Raw genomic sequence first — 19,685 nt, 5'->3', positions numbered from 1 at the left:
GGGGATGAGCGGATTAAAGTACAGACCCTAGAGCGAGACCCCGATGACCCAGACCCTCCTGCTGCTGCCGGGCGACGGCATCGGTCCCGAAGTGACGGCGGAAGTGCGCCGGGTGGCCGAAAGGCTCACCCCCGACCTGAACCTGGAAGAGGCCCTGCTGGGCGGCTGCTGCTTCGACGCCCACGGGGTGTCGATCACCGACGAGACGGTGGCCCGGGCCAAGGCGGCCGACGCGGTGCTGATGGGGGCGGTCGGCGGGCCGCAATGGGCCAGTGCGCCGCGCGCGCAACGCCCGGAAGCGGGGTTGCTGCGGCTGCGCAAGGAGATGCAGGTGTTCGCCAACCTGCGCCCGGCCCTCTGTTTCGACGCCCTGGCCGACGCCTCGACCCTCAAGCGGGAGGTGATCGCGGGCCTGGACATCATGATCGTCCGCGAACTGACCGGCGGGGTCTATTTCGGCGAGCCGCGCGGGGTGGAAAAACTCGACGACGGCCAAAAGCGCGGCTTCGACACCCAGACCTACACGACCTCCGAAATCCAGCGGGTCTGCCGGGTGGCCTTCGAGCTGGCCCGGGGGCGGCGCAACAAGGTGACCTCGGCCGAGAAGTCCAACGTCATGGAAAGCGGCATGCTGTGGCGCGAGGTCGTCACCGCCCTGCACGCCAAGGAATATCCGGACGTGGAGCTGGAGCACATGCTGGCCGACAACGCCGCCATGCAGCTGGTCCGCCGCCCGACCCAGTTCGATGTGCTGGTCACCGACAACCTGTTCGGCGACATCCTGTCGGACGAGGCCGCCCAGCTGACCGGGTCTTTGGGTATGCTGCCCTCGGCGGCGTTGGGCGATCCCGGCCGGCCGGGCTTGTATGAACCCATCCACGGCTCGGCCCCCGACATCGCCGGCAAGAGCGCGGCCAACCCGCTGGCCGCCATCCTCAGTTTCGAAATGGCCCTGCGCTGGTCGCTGGGCCGGGGCGAGACGGCGGATCGGCTGTTCAAGGCGGTGGAGGCGGCGCTGGCGGCCGGGGCGCGGACGGCGGACCTGGGCGGGTCGCTGAAGACGGCCCAGATGACCGACGCGGTGCTGAAGGCGCTGGGCTAGACCGCGCTCACCACCCGCAGCACCCGGGCGGCGTAGCTGCGGCCCACCGGGATGGCCTGGCCGTCGGCGGCGATCAGTTCGTAGGTGCGGTCGCCCAGCCGGCGCAGGCCGGACATGGCGGCGATGCGGACGATGGCCGAGCGGTGGACGCGCAGGAAGCTGTCCGGCGGCAGCCGCGCCTCCAGGGCCCGCAGGCGGTCGCGGATCAGATAGCTGCGCGCCGCGGTGTGCAGGCGGACATAGTCGCGCTCGGCCTGCAGCCAGACCAGGCTGGAGACCGGCAGCCGACGGCGGCTGTCGCCGTCCGGCGCCCACAGGGCCAGGTCCTGGTCCCACTGGCGCAGCGCCTGGACGACCGCGCGCAGTTCGCCGACCTGCTCGACCGCATGACGTCCCTGCACCGCCGCCCGGGCCCGGGCCACGGCCTCGCGCAGGCGGCGCGGCTCGACCGGCTTGAGCAGATAGTCGGCCCCGGCCAGGTCGAAGGCTTCCAGCGCATAGCGGCCGAAGGCGGTGACGAAGACCACCACCGGCGGCGGCTCGACGTCCAGCCCGCGGACCAGGTCCAGGCCCGAGAGGCCCGGCATCTCGATGTCCAGCAGCACCAGGTCGGGACCGGTTCCGACGATCAGCTCCAGGGCCGCCGGGGCGGTCCCGGCGGTTCCCACCACCTCCAGGTCGGGGATGGCGCGCAGCAGGGACTGCAGGCGGCGCACGGCCACCGGCTCGTCGTCGACGATGACGCAGCGAAGGGTCATGGGGGCAGAGTCATCGCGGCAGGACCAGCTCGACCCGCCAGCCGTGCGGCTCGGCTGGGCCGCTGTCGAGGCGAGCGGCCTCGCCATAGAGGACCGCCAGCCGGCGGCGGACGTTTTCCAGCCCCAGACCCGAGCCCGGCTTGGGCGACACCGGCCGGGCGTCGTCGACAACGATGAGGCGCAGGCGCTCGCCGTCGCGCTCGGCCCGCACGGTCAGGGTGACCAGGCCCTCGGTGCGGGCGACGCCGTGGGTGAAGGCGTTCTCCAGGATCGGCTGCAGGATCAGGCTGGGGACCTGCCAGCTGCGCAGGGCCTTGGGCGCGGCGTCGACGAAATGGAAGCGGTCTTCGAAGCGGGCGGCCTGGACCTCGATATAGCCGCCCTGGTCGGCGAGCTCGGCGGCCAGGGACCGGAAGGCCGGCAACTGGCGGTCCAGCGAGCCGCGCAGCAGGCGCGACAGGGCCATGACCGTGCGGTTGGCCCGCTCGGGCTGGGCCTCGAGGATCAGGCCCGAGACGGTGTTGAGGGCGTTGAACAGGAAGTGCGGGTCGATCTGCTGCAGCAGGGCGCGGTTGCGGGCCTCGGCCACCGCTCGCTGGGCTTCGACCAGGGCCAGGCTGGCGTTGCGCACGCGGGTGTCGGACTCCAGCGCGAAATACAGCGCCGCCCAGGCCAGGAACACCCAGGCGTCGCCCATGGCGCTGCCGATCCAGTGGGCGAGCGTGGTCTCGCCCCAGCGCGGGACGATGATCCCAAAGACCAGCTCGGCGAAGGCGGCCTCGACCAGGGCGGCCAGGGCGCAGAGGCTGACGGCCAGGCCCAGGCGCTGGACCAGCGGCCGCTCGACAGTGGCCGCCAGGGGCCGGACCATGGCCCAGCAGAGGCCCGCCCCGGCCAGGCAGACCGGAATCCGCCGCAGGGCCCGCTCGAACAGATAGGGCATGGGGGTGATCGCCCAGTCGGCGGTCCAGGCGGCATAGGCCACCAGCCAGACGACCAGGGTGGCGACGGCGAGGGTGCGGCGGGGCAGGGCGGGCGCGGCCTGGTGGGCGGGCATGACGGCGATGGTCGTGCATTCGCAGGATCACCGCCAGCCGCTTCGTCGCGCGGATTCGGCGGCTCGTCGCGCGCGGGACCGCCGGTCGCGCGGCGGCGGCGGCCGGACGCAGCGCCCGCGCCGCGATCCCGGGAGGCGGGCCAGCCTGCATGGCCAACCCGGGAGAGCCGACGTGATACGCCCTGTCCTGCTGCCGCTGCTCGCCCTGGCTGTTCTGGCCCACCCCGCCCGGGCCGCCGAGCCGGGACCGCCGGCCAGCGCCGTCCGGGCCCAGGGCGAGGTGACCCTGGATGGCCGGCTGGACGAGGCGACCTGGCAGGCGGCGCCGGTTCTCGACCGGTTCGTCGAATACTATCCCGGTGACCTGACCCCGCCGACCGAACGGACCGAGGTCCGCTTCCTCTATGACGACCGCTATCTCTATGTCGGCTTCCGGCTGTCGCTGCGGGAGGTCGACAAGCTGCGCAAGCCCTTCGTGCGGCGCGACAAGGTCGGGGGGACCCATGACTATGTGCAGGTCTATCTCGACCCGCAGGGGTCGGGGCGGAACGGCTACATGTTCCGGGTCAATGCGCGGGGGGTGAAGACCGACGGCCTCAACGACGAGGCCAAGCAGAGCGAGACCCTGGATCCCGACTACGACTGGGACGCCGCCACCAGCATCGACGCCGGCGGCTGGACGGCCGAGATGCGCATCCCGCTCTCCACCCTGCGGATCACCCGCACCGGGCCGCAGGGCTGGCTGATGGTCGTCACGCGGGGGGTGCCGCGCGGGCAGTACGCCATCATCTCCACCGCCCGGTTTCCGAAGAACGCCAGTTGCTTCTACTGCTACGCCAGCCCGCTGGAACTGCCGGACCTGACCCCGAAAACCGAGACCCTGATCGTCACCCCCTCGGTGACCGGGACCGCGCGGCGCGACGAGGGCGCGGCCGGGTCGGGGGATCACAGCCGCGGCCAGGTCAGCCTGGACCTCAAATGGCTGGCCTATCCGGGCGGGGTCGTCGACCTGGCCATCAAGCCCGACTTCAGCCAGGTCGAGGCCGACGCGCCGCAGCTGACCGGCAACCTGCGGTTCGCGCCCAACCTGCCGGAAAAGCGGCCGTTCTTTCGCGAGGGGCTGGACCTGGTCTCCACCCAGATCCCGGCCTTCTATACCCGCACGGTCCTCGCCCCGGACCTGGGCCTGAGGTTCACCCAGCGCTCGGCCGGGTTCAACGCCACCGCCTTCCTGGCCCGCGACGTCGGCAAGCCGGCCATCCTGGAGCCGGGACTGCTGCAGTCGCGGCTGGCCTTCCCCGACTTCGACAGCACGGTCGCCTTCGGTCACGGCAAGTGGGTGCGGGGCGCGGCCGACGCCGGCCTGCTGTTCGCCGCCAAGCGCAACGACGACGGCAGCTCCAACAGCGTGGCGGGCTTCGACGCCAGCTGGGGCGACGCCACCGACCGGGCGGCCGGCCAGGTCCTGGGCTCCTGGACCCGCGATCCCAACCGGCCCGACCTGATCGCCGACTGGCATGGCCAGAGCCTGGCGGGAACGGCCCTGGCCCTGCGCTGGGACCATACGGCCGAGACCCTGTGGACGGTGAAATACAACCTCTATTCCGAAGGCTTCCGCAGCTGGCTGGGCTATGCGCCGCGGGTCGGCTACCAGGAGGGGCTGGTCGACCTGCGGCGGCCCCTCTACCCCAGGGGCTGGATCGTCAACGACGTGACCCCCTATGTGACCTATGACCGGCTGGCGCCGCTCAATCGGGGCGGCGGCGAGCAGGACCTGGCGCTGGGTTTCACCAGCTATGGCGTCCGCAACCTGTCGGTCGACGTCTCGGTCCATCCCGACACCCGGGTGCTAACCCGCCAGGGCGATGAGCGGCGGACCCGCACCCTGCAGTGGACGATCTCGGCCGTGCCGGCCGGGCGGGTGCCCCAGGTGGCGACCACCGGAACGGTCGGGACCATGATCGACTTCGCCACTGGCGAGGTGGTCGACGGTTCGACCCTGAGCCTGAGGCTGCGGACCCGGCCGCTGGATCGCCTGGAGCTGGAGGCCTGGTGGTCGAGGAACCGGCTGGGCGACGCGCCCGGCGGCGGGACCCGGCTGGACGAGACGGCCGGCGAGCTGATGGCCACCTGGTATTTCGGGCCGGCCTTCTATGCCATGGCCGACTACCAGACCTATCGCGGCCGGCGGACCTGGCCGGCGGCGGACCGGTTCTCGTCCAGCCTGGCCAGCCTGCAGTTCGCCTGGGAGGCGCGGCCCGACCTGCAGCTGTTCTGGGGCGCCCGCAGCGGCGCCGAGCGGCCGGACGATCCGGCGGACCGGGGGCGGTCGACCGAGGTCTATTTCAAGGTCTCGCGGACCATCAGAACCGGGCGTGGAGACTAGCCCCTCGGCGGCAGCACCATCTGGGTCTGGGTCACCAGCGCCACCAGCTTGCCGCCCTCGCCCTCGATGCGGGTCTGCCAGACGCTGGACCTGCCGCCGATATGGGCCGGCAGCGAGACGGCGGTGACGTAGGTCCCGGCCTTGGCGGCGCCGATGAAGTTGGTCTTGCTTTCGATGGTGGTGGTCAGGGCGCCTTCGGGCAGGTTCAGGGCCGCCCCGACCGCGCCCAGGGCGTCGGCGAAGGCCATCACCGCCCCGCCGTGCAGGATGGCGCCGGCGGTGCAGAGGTCGTCGCGGACCAGCAGGCGGCCCTCGACGCGGTCCTTGGCGGCGCTCAGGATTTCCACCCCCATCAGCCGGCTGAACGGCATGACCGAAACGTCCAGCTCCATCGCCCTCTCCCGGTTCTGACAAAAGCTTAACTGGCGCCATTCCGCGCCCGGCGCCAAGCCTCTCGAACTGGGAGGACCGTCGATGAAGCTTGCCCCCGCCCTGACCGTGGCCGCCCTGACCGTGGCGGCCCTGAGCGTAAGCGCGGCCGTGGCCCAGACGCCGGGGCCGGCGCCCGCCCCCTGCGCGGCCGCCGAGCACCATCAGTTCGACTTCTGGGTCGGCCGCTGGGACGTCTATCCGATGGCCAAGCCAACCAAGCTGGTCGCCCACTCGCTGATCGAGTCCCTCTATGGCGGCTGCGCCATCCGCGAGAACTGGATGCCGCTGGCCGGCGGCGGCGATGGCGGCAGCCTCTCCAGCTTCGTCGCCGACGAGAAGGGCTGGCGGCAGACCTGGGTCGACGCCAGCGGCGCGCGGGTCGATTTCAAGGGCGGCTATGTCGGTGAGGCCATGGTGCTGACCGGCTTCTGGCCCGGCGTGCTGGGCCCCGGCAAGGGCGCCCTGATCCGCATGACCTATACCCGCCAGCCCGGCGGGGCGGTGCGCCAGCTGGGCGAGGCCTCGACCGACGACGGCAAGACCTGGCAGCCCAATTTCGACTTCATCTATCGGCCTTCGAGCCTGAAGACGCCACTCGGCGGCTGACGGTTCGACAAGGGGGATTTTCAGTTGAGTTTCGTGAACACTCTGCCGGCTGGGATCGGCCTGGCGACGGCCCTGCTGGCCGCCTCGGCCGCCAGCGCCCAGACGCCGCAGGCTCCGACCCCGGCGCCCGCGCCCGCCGCCCCGGCGCCAAAAACCGAAGGCACGACCGTCTCCGGCGTCACCGTCAAGGCCGGCGATCCGCCGATGAAGAGCAGCATCGACAGCCGCAGCTACAGTGTCGCGGGCGACCTGCAGGCGACCAGCGGCTCGGTCGCCGACGCCCTCAAGCGCATTCCCTCGGTCGAGGTGGACATCGACGGCAACGTCACCCTGCGGGGCGATCCCAGCGTGACTATCCTGATCGACGGCAAGCCCTCCGGGGCCATGAAGAGCCAGAGCCGGGCCGACGTCCTGCAGCAGATGCCCGCCGATCGGATCGACCGGGTCGAGGTGATGACCAACCCCGGCGCCCAGTATTCTCCGGAAGGCACCGGCGGGGTGATCAACCTGATCACCAAGAAGGGCGACAAGGCCGGGGCCGGCGCCTCGGGGGCGATGCGGGTCAGCGTCGGCGACCAGCAGCGCTACAACGCCGGGGTCAATTTCGCCTACAACAACGCCAAGCTCTCGGTGTCGGGCGATGCGGGCCTCAACCGCTACGCCAACCGGTTCCAGGCTCATGACGACCGCCTCTTCACCGGGCCGGGCGGGACCATCCGCCGCCTGCAGCTGGGCCGTGGCCAGAACGCCGGGCTGGGCTGGAACTCGCGGCTGGGCGCCGACTACGACCTGAATCCCAAGAACCACCTGAACGCCGAGTTCAGCTACGGCAGCTTCCCGAACGATTTCAGCAACTTCACCGACTACCAGACCTTCAACGCCCTGGGGACGCCGGTCGGCCGCACCCAGCGCCGGGCCGAGATCGACATCGGCGGCGCCTACGCCAACGCCTCGCTGGGCTGGCGGCGAACCTTCGCCGGGGACGATCACAGCCTGAGCCTGGAACTGGACGGCAGCACCTGGCGCAACCACCAGTTCGCCGACTTCGAGACGACGACCAGCCTGCCGGCGACGCCGACGGTGTTCGAGGACCTGGACGTGCGTATCTGGTCCAAGGAGCTGGACCTGAAGGGCGACTACAGCCGGCCCATGCCGGGTTCGGCCCGGCTGAAGGCGGGGTTCGACCTGGACCGCACCAAGGACCGGTTCGGCAGCCTGGCCGCCAAGGGGCTGACCCTCAACACCAAGGTGTTCGACCCCACCCAGAGCCACCAGCTGACCTTCGACGAGACGGTGCTGTCGGCCTATCTGACCTATGAGAAGCCGTTCGGGGACCTGACGGTGCTGGGCGGCCTGCGCTACGAGACGGCGACGAACGATATCGACCTGCCGACCACCGGCTTCACCAACAGCCATGGCTACGACAAGCTCTATCCCTCGCTGCACCTCGACTACAAACTCAGCGACACCAGCCGGCTGAAGGCCAGCTATTCCCTGCGCATCACCCGCCCCAACTCCTGGGACCTGGACCCCTTCCCGGTGAAGCTGGACGCCCTCAACTACCGGCAGGGCAACCCCAACCTCGAGCCCAGCGAGACCCAGTCCTGGGAAGCCTCGTTCGAATACCGCAAGCAGCGGAACTACTATCTGCTCACCGCCTTCTGGCGCGAGAACGAGAACGGCGTCACCGACGTGGTCACGGACCTGGGCGGCGGGCAGACCCTGACCACCAAGGCCAACCTGGCCACCAGCCGCTCGGGCGGGATCGAGTTCGTCGTCAACCGCGCCCTTTCCAAGACCCTCAGCCTGAACGCCACCGGCACGGCGCTGTACAACCAGATCGACGCCACCTCGCTGGGCTACAGCGGCGACCGGTCGACCTATGCGTTCGGCGGGCGGGCCAGCCTGGACTGGCAGGTCACGCCCGTGGACCTGCTGCAGTTCAACACCGTCCTCAACGCCAAGGCGCTCACCCCGCAGGGCTATGTCAAACCCACCTACGGGGTGAACCTGGGCTACCGGCGCAAGCTGAACGACCGGCTGTCCCTTACCGTCACCGCCACCGACATCTTGGAGACCTTGAAGAACGAGGTGGTCTATGACGCGCCGGACGTGAAGGGGACCTTCACCCGCCGCCGCTCGAGCCGGGGCGTCTTCATCGGCCTGCGCTACCGGTTCGGGGCCGGCAAGCCGCAGCGCGAGGGCTTCGACTACAACGCCGGCAACGGCGGCGGCGCCGGCGGCCCGCCGAGCTAGGGCTCCAAACTCCTTACCCGTAGGGGGAGGACGACCGCGCCAGAGCGCGGTCCGGCGGGGTCTTCGGGCAGGGGCATTGATCGGTCGAGGCTGAGCTCGGGTGAATTGCGAGGCGCCGAGGCTCGGCGAAACTTGGTCCTGACCACCGCCTTGGTCGAACACCCCCACCGGGCCGGCCGCGGGCGCGCCGTCCGCCCCCTACGGGGGCGAAGTCGTCTTTCTTTTGCCCCGTTGGCGAAACACGCTTAGGTGGGCGTGATTTGGGGGAGTCGTCAGTGCGTGTCGTGAAATCCGTGCCGGCCAGTGTCGGCTTCGTCGGCATGCTGCTGGCCGCCTCGGCCGTCGAGGCCCAGACGGCGCCCGCGCCCAACCCACCGGCCGCCAAGCCCGCGCCGAAGACGGAGGGAACGACCGTCTCGGGCGTCACCGTCAAGGCCGACGAGCCGCCGGTCAAAACCTCGATCGACCGCCGCAGCTACAGCGTCTCGGGCGACCTGCAGGCGACCAGCGGCTCCATCGCCGACGCCTTGAAGCGCATTCCGTCCGTCGAGGTCGACATCGATGGCAATGTGAAGCTGCGCGGCGATTCCAGCGTCACCATCCTGATCGACGGCAAGCCCTCGGGCGTGATGAAGGGCCCCGGCCGCGCCGACGCCCTGTCGCAGCTGCCGGCCGACCAGATCGACCGGGTCGAGGTGCTGACCAATCCCGGGGCCGATTTCTCGCCCGAGGGGACCGGCGGGGTCATCAACCTGGTGACCAAGAAGGCCAGCCGGTCGGGGGCTGGGGTCTCCGGCTCGGTGCGGGGCAACATCAACACCAGCGGCCGCACCAACGGCGGGCTCAACTGGGCCTACAACAACAGGAAGCTGTCACTGTCGGCCAATGCCGGCTTCTGGACGTTCGACACCCGGTTCGACACGGTCGACGACCGCACCCTGGGCGGGGCCTTCCGCCGGCGGTCGGTCAACACCGCCACGCTGACGGGCGCGGGGGGCAATCTGCGGCTGGCGGCCGACTACGCGCTGGACGCCAGGAACCGGATCAGCGGCGAACTCAACGTCTTCGCCTACGGGCCCAGCTTCGAGACCCGTTCGCGCTACGAGAACTATGACGTCCTGGGGGTGCTGACCGGCCTCACCGGCCGCCGCGGCGAGTCGGACAATCGCTCGTCCTCCGGCGACGCCTCGCTGAGCTGGCGGCGCGAGTTCACTGGCCAGGACCACAATCTCACCCTGCAATTGAACCGCGACCGCTGGGTGTCGGACAACGACTCCCTCTACCGGCTGTTCTCCGTGACCCCGGCCGGCGTCGACAGCTTCGAGGGGACCGACAGCCACAGCGTCTCCGACGACCTGAGCCTGAAGGGCGACTACAACCGCCCCATGCCCGGCGAGTCCCGGCTCAAGGCCGGCTTCGAGCTGCAGCGCAGCAAGGTCGACAACGACAATGTCTTCTCGGTCGGGCCCTCGAAGCCGGGCCTGGTCTTCGATCCGGCCCGCTCGCACCGGCTGATCTTCGACGAGAAGGTCGGCTCGGCCTATCTGACCTATGAGCGGCCGTTCGGCGACCTGACCCTGCTGGCCGGCCTGCGCTATGAGACCGCCAGCAACGACCTCGACCTAGTGACCACCGGCCTGAAGACCAGCCACGGCTACGACCGGTTCTATCCCTCGCTGCATCTCGACTATCGGCTGAGCGACACATCGCGGCTGAAGGCCAGCTATTCCTTAAGGATCATGCGGCCCGGGGCGGGCGACCTGGACCCCTTCCGGACCTATTCCGACGCCTTCAACTATCGGCAGGGCAACCCCAACCTCGAGCCGTCCGAGACCCGCTCCTGGGAGGCCTCCTACGAATACCGCAAGGACCGCAGCTACTACCTGGTCACCGCTTTCTGGCGGCAGACCGACAACGGGATTACCGACCAGCTGGTCGATCTGGGCGGCGGGGTGCTGCTGACCACCAAGGCCAACCTGGCCCAGAACAGCTCGGGCGGGCTGGAGTTCGTCGTCAACCGCGCTCTGACCAAGACGCTGAGCGTGAACCTGACGGGCACGGGCTTCTACAACCAGATCGACGCCGGCGCGTTCAGCCTGGGCCGCGACCGGTCGGCCTGGTCGGTCAGCGGCCGGGCCAGCTTCGACTGGCAGGCCTCGCCCAACGACCTGGTCCAGGTCAACGCGGTGGCCAACGGCGGGTGGATCACGCCGCAGGGCCGTATCGAGCCGACCTACCAGGTGAACCTGGGCTATCGGCGCAAGCTGAACGAGCGCTGGTTCCTGACCCTGACCGCCACCGACATCTTCGACAGCATGGACGGCCGCACGGTGCTGGACGCGCCGGGGCTGACGGGGTTCTCGACCCGCGACGTCTCGAGCCGCGGCGTCGGCATCGGCCTGCGCTACCGCTTCGGGGCCGGCAAGCCGCAGCGCGACCCGGCCTTCGACTACGGCGGCGGGGGCGGCGGGCCGGGGTAGGCGCGCCGGGTTGATTTGCCCCGGTGGCGAAACACGCTTAGGTGGACGTAGATCGAGGGGGGCTCTGTCGGTGCGTGTTGTGAAGTCCGTGCCGGCGAGCGTCGGCTTCGTCGGCATGCTGCTCGCCGCCTCGGCCGCGGAGGCCCAGACCGCGCCCACGCCCAGTCCGCCGGCCGCCAAGCCCGGGCCGGCCAGTTCTCCGCCAGCGAGTCCGCCGCCCGCGCCGAAGTCGGAGGGGACCACGGTCTCCGGCGTCACCGTCAAGGCCGACGATCCCCCGGTCAAATCCTCGATCGACCGCCGCAGCTACAGTGTCGCGGGCGATCTGCAGGCCACCACCGGCTCGATCGCCGACGCCCTCAAGCGCGTGCCGTCGGTCGAGGTCGATATCGAGGGCAATGTCCGGCTGCGCGGAGAATCCAGTGTCACCATCCTGATCGACGGCAAGCCCTCGGCGATCATGCGGGGCGGCGGCCGGGCCGACGCCCTGCAGCAGATACCGGCCGACCAGATCGAGCGGGTCGAGGTCCTGACCAACCCCGGCGCGGACTTCTCGCCGGAGGGGACCGGCGGGATCATCAACCTGGTGACCAAGAAGGCCAGCAAGGCCGGAGAGGGCGTCTCCGGTTCGGTGAAGGGTAATGTCGGCACGGGCGGCCGCTACAATGGCGGCGTCAGCTGGAACTACAATTCCAAGGCGCTCACGGTGTCCCTCGACGCCGGCCTCTCGCGCACCTCCAGCCGTTCCGAGTCGCGCGGCGACCGCACCGTGACCGGGATCGGCGGGACCTTCCGCCGGCGGTCGGAAGGCCGGTCCCGGAGCGAAGGCGAGAGCTACTCCCTGCAGGCCTCCGCCGACTACGAACTGGACCCGAAAAACCGGTTGAGCGGCAATGTCAGCTATTTTGCCTCTTCCTACGCCTTCGGCGGCGACTCCCGCTCCACCATCGCCGATCCGGCGGGCGTCCTGGTCAGTGACAGACCGAACCGGGGCAGCACCGGCAGCGACTCCAATTCGCTCAGCGGCTGGCTCAGCTGGCGGCGTGAGTTCACCGGCGAGGACCACAACTTCACCCTGGAACTGCAGCGCAGCCGCTGGGGCTACGACAGCGACTCCGTCTACCAGTACGACAACCTGGTCCCGCCGGCGCCCAGCCAGTTCGAGCGTTCCGACAGCCGCTCGACCGACGGCTACTGGAACTTCAAGGGCGACTACAAGCGCCCGATGCCCGGCTCTGGCCGCTTCAAGGCCGGCTTCAACTTCGAGCAGAACGAGAGCGACAACGACACGGTCTATTTCAGCGGCCCGACCAAGGGCTCGACCCTCTTCGACCCGACCCGCTCGCACCGGCTGATCTTCGAGGAGACGGTGCTGTCGGCCTATCTCAGCTACGAGCAGCCGTTCGGCGACCTGACGGTGCTGGCCGGCCTGCGCTACGAGAGCGCCACCAACGACATCAACCTGCTGACCACCGGCCTGAAGTCCAGCCACCGCTACGACCAGCTCTATCCGTCCCTGCACCTCGACTACCGGCTCAGCGAGACCAGCCGGCTCAAGGCCAGCTATTCGCTCAGGATCAGCCGTCCGCGCGGCTACGACCTCGACCCGTTCCGGACCTATTACGACGCCTTCAACTACCGGCAGGGCAATCCCAACCTCGAACCCTCGCAGAGCCAGTCCTGGGAGGGTTCTTACGAGTACCGCAAACAGCGCAGCTACTATCTGGTCACCGGCTTCTATCGCCAGACCAAGGACGGCATCACCGACGAGACGATCGACCTGGGCGGCGGGGTGCTGCTGACCACCAAGGCCAACCTGGCCCGGAACCGCTCGGGCGGGCTGGAGCTGGTGGCCAACCGGTCCCTGACCAAGACCCTGCGCCTCAACCTGACCGGCACGGCCTATTGGACACAGATCGATGTGGGCTCGCTCGGCTATGGCCGGGACCGGTCCGCCTGGTCGGTGGGCGGCCGGGCCAGCCTCGACTGGGACATCAGCCCGAGCGACCTGTTGCAGGCCCAGGCCGTCGTCACCGCCAAGCGCATCATGCCTCAGGGCTATGCCGAGCCGACTTTCGGCCTGAACCTCGGCTATCGACACAAGCTCACTGACCGGCTGCTGCTGACGATCACCGCCAGCGACGTCCTCGACAGCCTGGACCGGCGCATCGTGCTGGACGCGCCGGGCCTGAAAGGGGTCTCGGCCAGCAGCAGCACGACCCGGGGCGTGTTCATCGGCCTGCGCTATCGCTTCGGCTCCGGCAAGCCGCAGCGCGACCCCGGTTTCGACTACAACGCCGGTTCGGGCGCCGCCGGGCCGCCCGGCTAGACCACCGCCTCGGCCACCATGATCTGCGGGTCCTCGGCAAAGCCCATGAACTCGCCCAGGATCGCCTGCACCGTCTCGCCGCCGAAGTCCTCGCCCATGAAGCCGGCGAGGTCGGGGATGTCGAACATCTCGACATAGTCGATCGGCGGCTTGCCGTCGGGGTCCAGCAGCATGCCGGTGGTGCGGTGGGTCACGAAGCTGGCCACCCGGGTCAGGCCGCGCATGGTGGGATAGTCGCGGGTGGTGATCCAGGTCTCGAAATCGGCGGGCGCGACGCCGGCCTTCAGCTTGTAGGTCAGGATGATCTTGGACATGGCTGCCCCCTTCAGTGTGGAGGGGAAGCTAGATCGGGTTGGCGCTTCGGCAACCGCCTGAAAGGGGGGCGGACAGGCAGCAAGGGTTCAACCACGAAAAACACGAAAAGGAAGATAGGGTCCACGAACCACACGAACCACACGAACAAGGGCGCCTTCGGCGCCGATCCATTTCGATCCGCCGACTTTCAGCCGCCGGCCTTTTCGTGTTTTTCGTGGTTCACCTTGCAGACGAGGCCGAAAAGGGCGCCGTTCGGCGCGGACCTGTTCGTGTGGTTCGTGTGGTTCGTGGACTCTTCTTCTGAACCCGCCCTCAACTTTCCTCAGCTTGCGCCTATATGCGGCGGGGCGTAACACGCCGCCTTCAAGCAAGGAGAAGCCATATGGGTTACCGGGTCGCCGTCGTGGGCGCCACGGGCAACGTGGGCCGTGAGATGTTCAACATCCTCGAGGAATTGAATTTCCCCGTGGACAAGATTCACGCCATCGCCTCGCGCAAATCCATCGGCATCGAGGTTTCCTTCGGCGACCGGATCCTCAAATGCGAGGACCTGGCGCAGTTCGACTTCTCCACCGTCGACCTGGTGCTGATGAGCGCCGGCGGGGCGGTGTCCAAGGAATGGTCGGAGAAGATCGGCCGGGCCGGGGCCATCGTCATCGACAACTCCTCGGCCTGGCGGATGGACCCCGACGTGCCGCTGATCGTGCCGGAGGTGAACCCCGACGCCATCGAGGGCTTCGCCAAGAAGAACATCATCGCCAACCCCAACTGCACGACGGCGGGGCTCTTGGTGGCGCTCAAGCCGCTGCATGACGCGGCGAAGATCAAGCGGATCGTGGTCTCGACCTACCAGTCGGTCTCCGGCACCGGCAAGGAGGCCATGGACGAGCTGTGGGACCAGACCAAGGGCGTCTTCGTCCTGGGTCCGTCCGAGCCGAAGAAATATCCCAAGCAGATCGCCTTCAACGTCATCCCGCAGTGCGACTCCTTCCTGGAGGACGGCTCGGGCGACACCAAGGAAGAGCGCAAGATCGCCGACGAAACCCACAAGATGCTCGACCCCGACATCAAGGTCAGCGCCACCTGCGTGCGGGTGCCGGTGTTCGTCGGCCACGGCGAGGCGGTCAATATCGAGTTCCACTCGGCGCTGGACGAGGACGAGGCCCGCGACATCCTGCGCGAGGCCCCCGGCCTGATGGTGGTCGATAAGCGCGAGGACGGCGGCTATGTGACGCCGAAAGAGGCCCAGGGCGAGTTCCCGGTCTTCGTCAGCCGCATCCGCAATGACCCCACGCTCGAGCATGGCCTGTCGATCTGGGTCGTCTCGGACAACTTGCGAAAAGGCGCGGCTCTCAATGCCGTGCAGATCGCCGAGCTCCTGCACGAGCGCGGCCTGATCAAGCAGCGGGCGATCGCCTAACATGAGCCCGGCTGTTGCGCCGGGCGGCGAGGGCCGCGCGGCGTTGACGGCCGGCCTCGCCTGCTACGGTCTCTGGGGGTTCCTGCCCCTCTATTTCCACCTGCTCGGAACCATGGGTGTGGGCCCGGCCGAGATGATCGCCCACCGCTGCGTCTGGTCGGTGTTCTGGGCGGCCCTGCTGGTCTGGCTGGCCCGGCAGGGACCGGAGATGCGGCGGGTGCTGACCGAGCCCCGCACCCTGGGCATCCTGGCGCTTTCGACCCTGGCCATCCTGATCAACTGGTCGATCTATGTCTGGGCGGTGGCGGCTCACCGGGTGATCGAGGCCAGCCTGGGCTACTATATCAATCCGCTGCTCAACATGGCGGTCGGGGCGGCGCTGTTTCGCGACCGCCTCGGCCTGGCCGGCAAGATCGCCATTGGCCTGGCCGTCGTCGGCGTGGCGGTCCAGACCCTGGCGCTGGGTCACCTGCCCCTGATCTCGCTTGGCCTGGCGGTGAGCTTCTGCGCCTACGGCGTGCTGCGCAAACAGGTGCGGGCCGAAGCCCAGACTGGCCTGCTGATCGAGTGCCTGTACATGGCCCTGCCGGGCCTGGCCTATGTGCTGTGGCTGCAGCAGCAGGGCGGCGGCCATTTCCTGGCCGGCCCCAGCCACACCCTGCTGCTGCTCGTCGCCGGCCCCGCCACCGTCGTGCCCATGGTGCTGTTCGCCTGGGCCGCCCGCCGGCTGTCGCTGACGGCGCTGGGTTTCCTGCAGTTCACCGCACCGACCCTGCAGTTCTTCGTCGGCCTGTGGCTGGGCGAGAGCTTCACCCCGATGCGGGCCCTGAGCTTCGGCTTCATCTGGGCCGGGGTGGCGGTGTTCGCCTACGGCGCCTGGCGGGCCAGCCGGCGACTGCGCACCACGCCGTAGGCGGCGTTGATCAGCCGGCGGGAGCGGGGATCGCCCATCAGGTGGACATCCTGCTTGTTCATGACATAGGCGCCGGCGACGTCCCAGTCGGGGTCGGCGAAGACGCAGCTGCCGCCCCAGCCGCTGTGGCCGAAGGTATTGGCGCCCGGGCCATAGAAGCCGTTGGGCGGATTGCGCATCACGCCCGCGCCCCAGCTGAGGTTGAAGGGCAGCACCAGGTCCGCGCCCGCGATGCGCTCGGCGCTCATCGCCGCCACGGTCTCGGCATTGAGGATATGGACGTCGTCGATCGCGCCGCGGCCGGCCAGGGCGCCCATCAGCCGGGCCAGGCTCTCGGCGGTGGCGTGACCGTTGGCTGAGGGGATTTCCGCCCGCCGCCAGTCGGCGCCCGTGCGACCGCCGGGCGCGGCCCAGGGCGAGAGGAAGGCGGCCTTCTTGGGGTCGGTGACCTCGCCGAAGGCCGGCAGGGCGCTGGGGCGCTGCAGGTCGGCGACCCGGCCGTGCTCGCGGTCGGGCAGGCCGATCCACAGGTCCAGGCCGCAGGGCTCGGCGATGTCTTCCTTGAGCGCCACGCCCATGGTCCGGCCATCGACCCGCCGGAAGATCTCGCCGGCCAGATAGCCGAAGGTGATGGCGTGATAGCCGCTGGCGGTCCCGGGCGGCCAGAGCGGGGTCATGGTGGCCAGCCGCTCGCAGATGGCGTCCCAGTCGAACCACAGGGCCGGGTCCATCGGCTCCAGGAAGCCGGGCAGGCCGGCCTGGTGGCTCATCACCTGGCCGACGGTGACGGCGCCCTTGCCGGCTTGCGCGAACTCCGGCCAGACGTCGGCGACGGGCTGGTCGTAGGAAAGCTCGCCGATCTCGACGAGGCGGGCGATCAGCAGGGCGGCCAGGGCCTTGGTGGTCGAGAACACCGGGGTCAGGGTGTCGGCGGCGAAGGGCTTCTCGCGCTTGCGGTCGGCGAACCCGGCCCAGAGGTCGACGACGGTCTGGCCTTCGACGATCAGGGTGAAGCGGGCGCCCAGCTCCTCGCCGCGCGCGACATTGTCCTCGAAGGCGGCGCGGACCGGCTCGAAGCCGGCGTCGCAACGTCCATGGATTTCGGTGGTCACGCCAGCCGCTCGATGCGGACGGTCGGGCTGGCCTGCATGATGCGGGCGCCCATGGCGACGATGGGCAGTTCGGGGCTGGCCCAGATGTTGGCCGAGGTGATGGTTTCGGCCAGGCCGCCGACCGCCCGGGCCAGGCCATAGCTGGCCGTCTGGCCGCCCAGCAGCGAGGCGGCGAAGAGGGCGGTCAAGAGGTCGCCTGTGCCGTTGGGGGCGGTCTCGGACTTGGCGTGGGCGGCGAGCCACGCCTCGCGCTTGTCGGCATAGACGACGCCGATCTCATTGCCGCGATGCACCGAGGAGACCAGCACGGGCTTGCCCAGCAGGCGGGCGGCGCGCATGGCCTGGACCGGGTCGCGGGTCTCCGCGCCCGTCAGCCGCTGCAGCTCCCAGGCGTTGGGGCAGACCAGGTCGGCCCGGGGGATCAGCTCCTCGCCGATGGCGGCGGCCACTTCGGGGGGGACGTAGAGACCCTTGCCGGCGTCGCCCATGGTGGGGTCGACCACGACGATGGGCTTGCGGGCGGCGGCCCCGTCGCGCGGCGCGGCCCGGACGGCGTCGATGGCCCGGCCGGCGGCCCGCACCTGCTCGACGCTGGCGTAATAGCCCGACAGCACCAGGTCCGTGAGCCCGAACAGCCCATTGGCCTCGATGCCGTCCAGCATGCCCTCGAACGCCTCGACCGGCACGGTGGCCCCGCCCGGCGCGCCCCAGCCGGGGTGGCGGCCATAGAGCACGGTCGGCACCACGATCGGGTCGATCTTGAACGGGACAAGCGCCAGCGCCTGAGCCGTGCCGCCAACGCGGCTGCCGGCGACGTGGGACGAGAGGATCAGGGCCGTGGGCATGGCAACGGGATTAGCGGAGGGAGGGGGCGGCGGCTAGGGGATTCGCGAGCAGGCCCAAGCCCTTCCCCCGCTGGCGGGGGAAGTGGGCCGACAGCGAAGCTGGAGGCTCGTTGGGGGCCCTTTCCCACGGTTGTGCCAGCCGCCAGCGCCGCAAGGACCCCCATCGACCTTCGCCGCTGCGCGTCTCAGGCCACTTCCCCCGCCAGCGGGGGAAGGGCTTTGGGCCTAGTACCGATAATGATCCGGCTTGAACGGCCCGGCCTGCGGCACGCCGATATAGTCGGCCTGCTCGGGCTTGAGGGTCGTCAGCTTGGCGCCCAGCTTGGCCAGGTGGAGCATGGCCACCTTCTCGTCCAGGTGCTTGGGAAGCGTGTAGACCTGCTTCTGGTAGGACTTGGCGTTGGTCCACAGTTCGATCTGGGCCAGGGTCTGGTTGGTGAAGCTGGCGCTCATCACGAAGCTGGGGTGGCCGGTGGCGTTGCCCAGGTTCACCAGGCGGCCTTCCGAGAGCAGGATGATCTTCTTGCCGTCCGGGAACTCGATGTGGTGGACCTGGTCCTTGATCTTGTCCCACCTGTAGTTCTTCAGGCCGGAGACCTGAATTTCGCTGTCGAAGTGGCCGATGTTGCAGACGATGGCGTTGTTCTTCATCTGCCGCATGTGGTCGACGGTGATGACGTCTTTGTTGCCCGTGGCGGTGACGAAGATGTCGGCGCGGCCGGCGCTGTCGTCCAGGGTCTGGACCTCATAGCCTTCCATCGCCGCCTGCAGGGCGCAGATCGGATCAATTTCCGTGACGATCACGCGGGCGCCGCCTTGGCGTAAGCTGGCGGCCGAGCCCTTGCCGACGTCGCCATAGCCGCAGACCACGGCGACCTTGCCCGACAGCATCACGTCGGTGCCGCGGCGGATGGCGTCGACCAGGCTCTCGCGGCAGCCATAGAGGTTGTCGAACTTGGACTTGGTGACGCTGTCGTTGACGTTGATGGCGGGGAAGGGCAGCTCGCCCTTGGCGGCCATCTGGTAGAGGCGGTGGACGCCCGTGGTGGTCTCTTCCGAGACCCCGGTGATGGCGTCGCGGATGGCCGAGTAGAAGCCGGGCTTCTCCTTCAGATACCGCTTCATCACCTCATAGAGGGCTTCTTCCTCCTCGTTGGTCGGGTTGTTGAGGATCGTCGGATCCTTCTCGGCCTTGGGCCCCAGCACGCAGAGCAGGGTGGCGTCGCCGCCGTCGTCGAGGATCAGGTTGGGGTAGCCGCCGTCATGCCACTCGAAAATCTTGTGGGCGTAGTCCCAGTATTCGACGAGGTTCTCGCCCTTCAGGGCGAACACGGGCGTGCCGGTGGCGGCGATGGCGGCGGCGGCCTGGTCCTGGGTCGAGAAGATGTTGCAGCTGGCCCAGCGGACCTCGGCGCCCAGGGCCTGCAGGGTCTCGATCAGCACGGCGGTCTGGATGGTCATGTGCAGGCTGCCGGCGATGCGGGCGCCCTTCAGGGGCTTGTCCTTGCCGAACTCCTCGCGCACCGCCATCAGGCCGGGCATCTCGGTCTCGGCGATGGCGATTTCCTTGCGGCCCCAGTCGGCCAGCGCGATGTCGCGCACGATGTAATCGGCCACGATGGGCTCCATTGCAGATGAGGGTGTGTTGGCTGGGTCTATAGCCGCCTGCCGTCA

The 19,685-nt window shown here is 69.3% G+C and carries 15 protein-coding genes; 8 read left to right on the top strand and 7 right to left on the bottom strand.

Annotation, left to right across the window (positions count from 1 at the left end; genetic code table 11):
* Positions 1-43 precede the first annotated feature (43 nt).
* The gene (gene leuB / locus QO010_RS17145) at positions 44-1,102 is read left to right on the top strand and encodes a 3-isopropylmalate dehydrogenase (protein WP_307351138.1); all 1,059 of its coding nucleotides are present in this window, start codon (positions 44-46) and stop codon (positions 1,100-1,102) included.
* Here the strand turns inward: leuB and QO010_RS17140 are convergent.
* Complete coding sequence (locus QO010_RS17140; RefSeq protein ID WP_307351136.1) at positions 1,099-1,860, bottom strand: LytR/AlgR family response regulator transcription factor; 762 nt, start codon at positions 1,858-1,860, stop codon at positions 1,099-1,101. The two genes, leuB and QO010_RS17140, sit on opposite strands and share 4 nt — an antisense overlap.
* A 10-nt stretch (positions 1,861-1,870) precedes the next feature.
* Positions 1,871-2,917, bottom strand: a complete 1,047-nt coding sequence (locus QO010_RS17135; protein ID WP_307351134.1) for a sensor histidine kinase — start codon at positions 2,915-2,917, stop codon at positions 1,871-1,873.
* Positions 2,918-3,089: 172 nt separating this feature from the next.
* Here QO010_RS17135 and QO010_RS17130 point away from each other — a divergent pair, with 172 nt between their 5' ends.
* On the top strand, positions 3,090-5,303 hold the full coding sequence (locus tag QO010_RS17130) for a carbohydrate binding family 9 domain-containing protein (RefSeq protein ID WP_307351132.1): 2,214 nt from the start codon (positions 3,090-3,092) through the stop codon (positions 5,301-5,303).
* Here the strand turns inward: QO010_RS17130 and QO010_RS17125 are convergent.
* The gene (locus QO010_RS17125; protein ID WP_307351130.1) at positions 5,300-5,695 is read right to left on the bottom strand and encodes a PaaI family thioesterase; all 396 of its coding nucleotides are present in this window, start codon (positions 5,693-5,695) and stop codon (positions 5,300-5,302) included. The genes QO010_RS17130 and QO010_RS17125 overlap by 4 nt on opposite strands.
* Positions 5,696-5,777: 82 nt before the next feature.
* Here QO010_RS17125 and QO010_RS17120 point away from each other — a divergent pair, with 82 nt between their 5' ends.
* The 4 genes from QO010_RS17120 (at position 5,778) to QO010_RS17105 (ending at position 13,406) form a co-directional block, all read left to right on the top strand.
* Positions 5,778-6,341: a hypothetical protein gene (locus tag QO010_RS17120; protein ID WP_307351127.1), complete on the top strand. Its 564-nt coding sequence runs from the start codon at positions 5,778-5,780 to the stop codon at positions 6,339-6,341.
* A 33-nt stretch (positions 6,342-6,374) separates the two neighbouring features.
* The gene (locus QO010_RS17115) at positions 6,375-8,597 is read left to right on the top strand and encodes a TonB-dependent receptor domain-containing protein (RefSeq protein WP_307351260.1); all 2,223 of its coding nucleotides are present in this window, start codon (positions 6,375-6,377) and stop codon (positions 8,595-8,597) included.
* A gap of 275 nt (positions 8,598-8,872) precedes the next feature.
* Positions 8,873-11,077: a TonB-dependent receptor domain-containing protein gene (locus QO010_RS17110; RefSeq protein WP_307351126.1), complete on the top strand. Its 2,205-nt coding sequence runs from the start codon at positions 8,873-8,875 to the stop codon at positions 11,075-11,077.
* Positions 11,078-11,156: 79 nt separating this feature from the next.
* Positions 11,157-13,406, top strand: a complete 2,250-nt coding sequence (locus tag QO010_RS17105) for a TonB-dependent receptor domain-containing protein (RefSeq protein ID WP_307351124.1) — start codon at positions 11,157-11,159, stop codon at positions 13,404-13,406.
* Here QO010_RS17105 and QO010_RS17100 read toward each other — a convergent pair.
* The gene (locus QO010_RS17100; RefSeq protein WP_307351123.1) at positions 13,403-13,720 is read right to left on the bottom strand and encodes a RedY/HapK family protein; all 318 of its coding nucleotides are present in this window, start codon (positions 13,718-13,720) and stop codon (positions 13,403-13,405) included. The genes QO010_RS17105 and QO010_RS17100 overlap by 4 nt on opposite strands.
* Before the next feature lie 383 nt (positions 13,721-14,103).
* On the opposite strand from QO010_RS17100, the gene QO010_RS17095 reads away from it, so the two are divergent.
* On the top strand, positions 14,104-15,141 hold the full coding sequence (locus QO010_RS17095; RefSeq protein WP_307351122.1) for an aspartate-semialdehyde dehydrogenase: 1,038 nt from the start codon (positions 14,104-14,106) through the stop codon (positions 15,139-15,141).
* A gap of 1 nt (position 15,142) precedes the next feature.
* Positions 15,143-16,054, top strand: coding sequence for an EamA family transporter RarD (rarD, locus tag QO010_RS17090; protein WP_307351119.1), 912 nt, complete (start codon positions 15,143-15,145; stop codon positions 16,052-16,054).
* On the opposite strand, the gene QO010_RS17085 is transcribed toward rarD, so the two are convergent.
* From QO010_RS17085 to ahcY, 3 genes are all read right to left on the bottom strand, one after another.
* Entirely contained in the window at positions 16,009-17,166 is a 1,158-nt protein-coding gene (locus QO010_RS17085) for a serine hydrolase domain-containing protein (RefSeq protein WP_307351117.1), read from the bottom strand. The genes rarD and QO010_RS17085 overlap by 46 nt on opposite strands.
* Positions 17,163-18,011 carry a pyridoxal kinase gene (locus QO010_RS17080; protein ID WP_307351116.1) on the bottom strand — a complete coding sequence of 283 codons (849 nt, stop codon included), beginning with the start codon at positions 18,009-18,011 and terminating at the stop codon, positions 17,163-17,165. Before QO010_RS17080 ends, QO010_RS17085 begins: the two co-directional genes overlap by 4 nt.
* A 225-nt stretch (positions 18,012-18,236) precedes the next feature.
* Entirely contained in the window at positions 18,237-19,628 is a 1,392-nt protein-coding gene (gene ahcY, locus QO010_RS17075) for an adenosylhomocysteinase (RefSeq protein ID WP_307351115.1), read from the bottom strand.
* Between the last annotated feature and the right edge of the window lie 57 nt (positions 19,629-19,685).

The sequence above is a fragment of the Caulobacter ginsengisoli genome (genome assembly GCF_030814835.1).
Classification (GTDB): domain Bacteria; phylum Pseudomonadota; class Alphaproteobacteria; order Caulobacterales; family Caulobacteraceae; genus Caulobacter; species Caulobacter ginsengisoli.
Note: the sequence above shows the minus strand (reverse complement) of the source record. Positions and strands in the feature narration are given on the sequence as shown.

Excerpts from the sequence above, each read along its gene's own strand:
- QO010_RS17135 (WP_307351134.1), bottom strand. The coding sequence starts at position 2,917 with ATGCCCGCCCACCAGGCCGCGCCCGCCCTGCCCCGCCGCACCCTCGCC.
- QO010_RS17140 (WP_307351136.1), bottom strand. The coding sequence starts at position 1,860 with ATGACCCTTCGCTGCGTCATCGTCGACGACGAGCCGGTGGCCGTGCGC.
- leuB (WP_307351138.1), top strand. The coding sequence starts at position 44 with ATGACCCAGACCCTCCTGCTGCTGCCGGGCGACGGCATCGGTCCCGAA.
- rarD (WP_307351119.1), top strand. The coding sequence starts at position 15,143 with ATGAGCCCGGCTGTTGCGCCGGGCGGCGAGGGCCGCGCGGCGTTGACG.
- QO010_RS17100 (WP_307351123.1), bottom strand. The coding sequence starts at position 13,720 with ATGTCCAAGATCATCCTGACCTACAAGCTGAAGGCCGGCGTCGCGCCC.
- QO010_RS17095 (WP_307351122.1), top strand. The coding sequence starts at position 14,104 with ATGGGTTACCGGGTCGCCGTCGTGGGCGCCACGGGCAACGTGGGCCGT.
- QO010_RS17125 (WP_307351130.1), bottom strand. The coding sequence starts at position 5,695 with ATGGAGCTGGACGTTTCGGTCATGCCGTTCAGCCGGCTGATGGGGGTG.
- QO010_RS17080 (WP_307351116.1), bottom strand. The coding sequence starts at position 18,011 with ATGCCCACGGCCCTGATCCTCTCGTCCCACGTCGCCGGCAGCCGCGTT.
- QO010_RS17120 (WP_307351127.1), top strand. The coding sequence starts at position 5,778 with ATGAAGCTTGCCCCCGCCCTGACCGTGGCCGCCCTGACCGTGGCGGCC.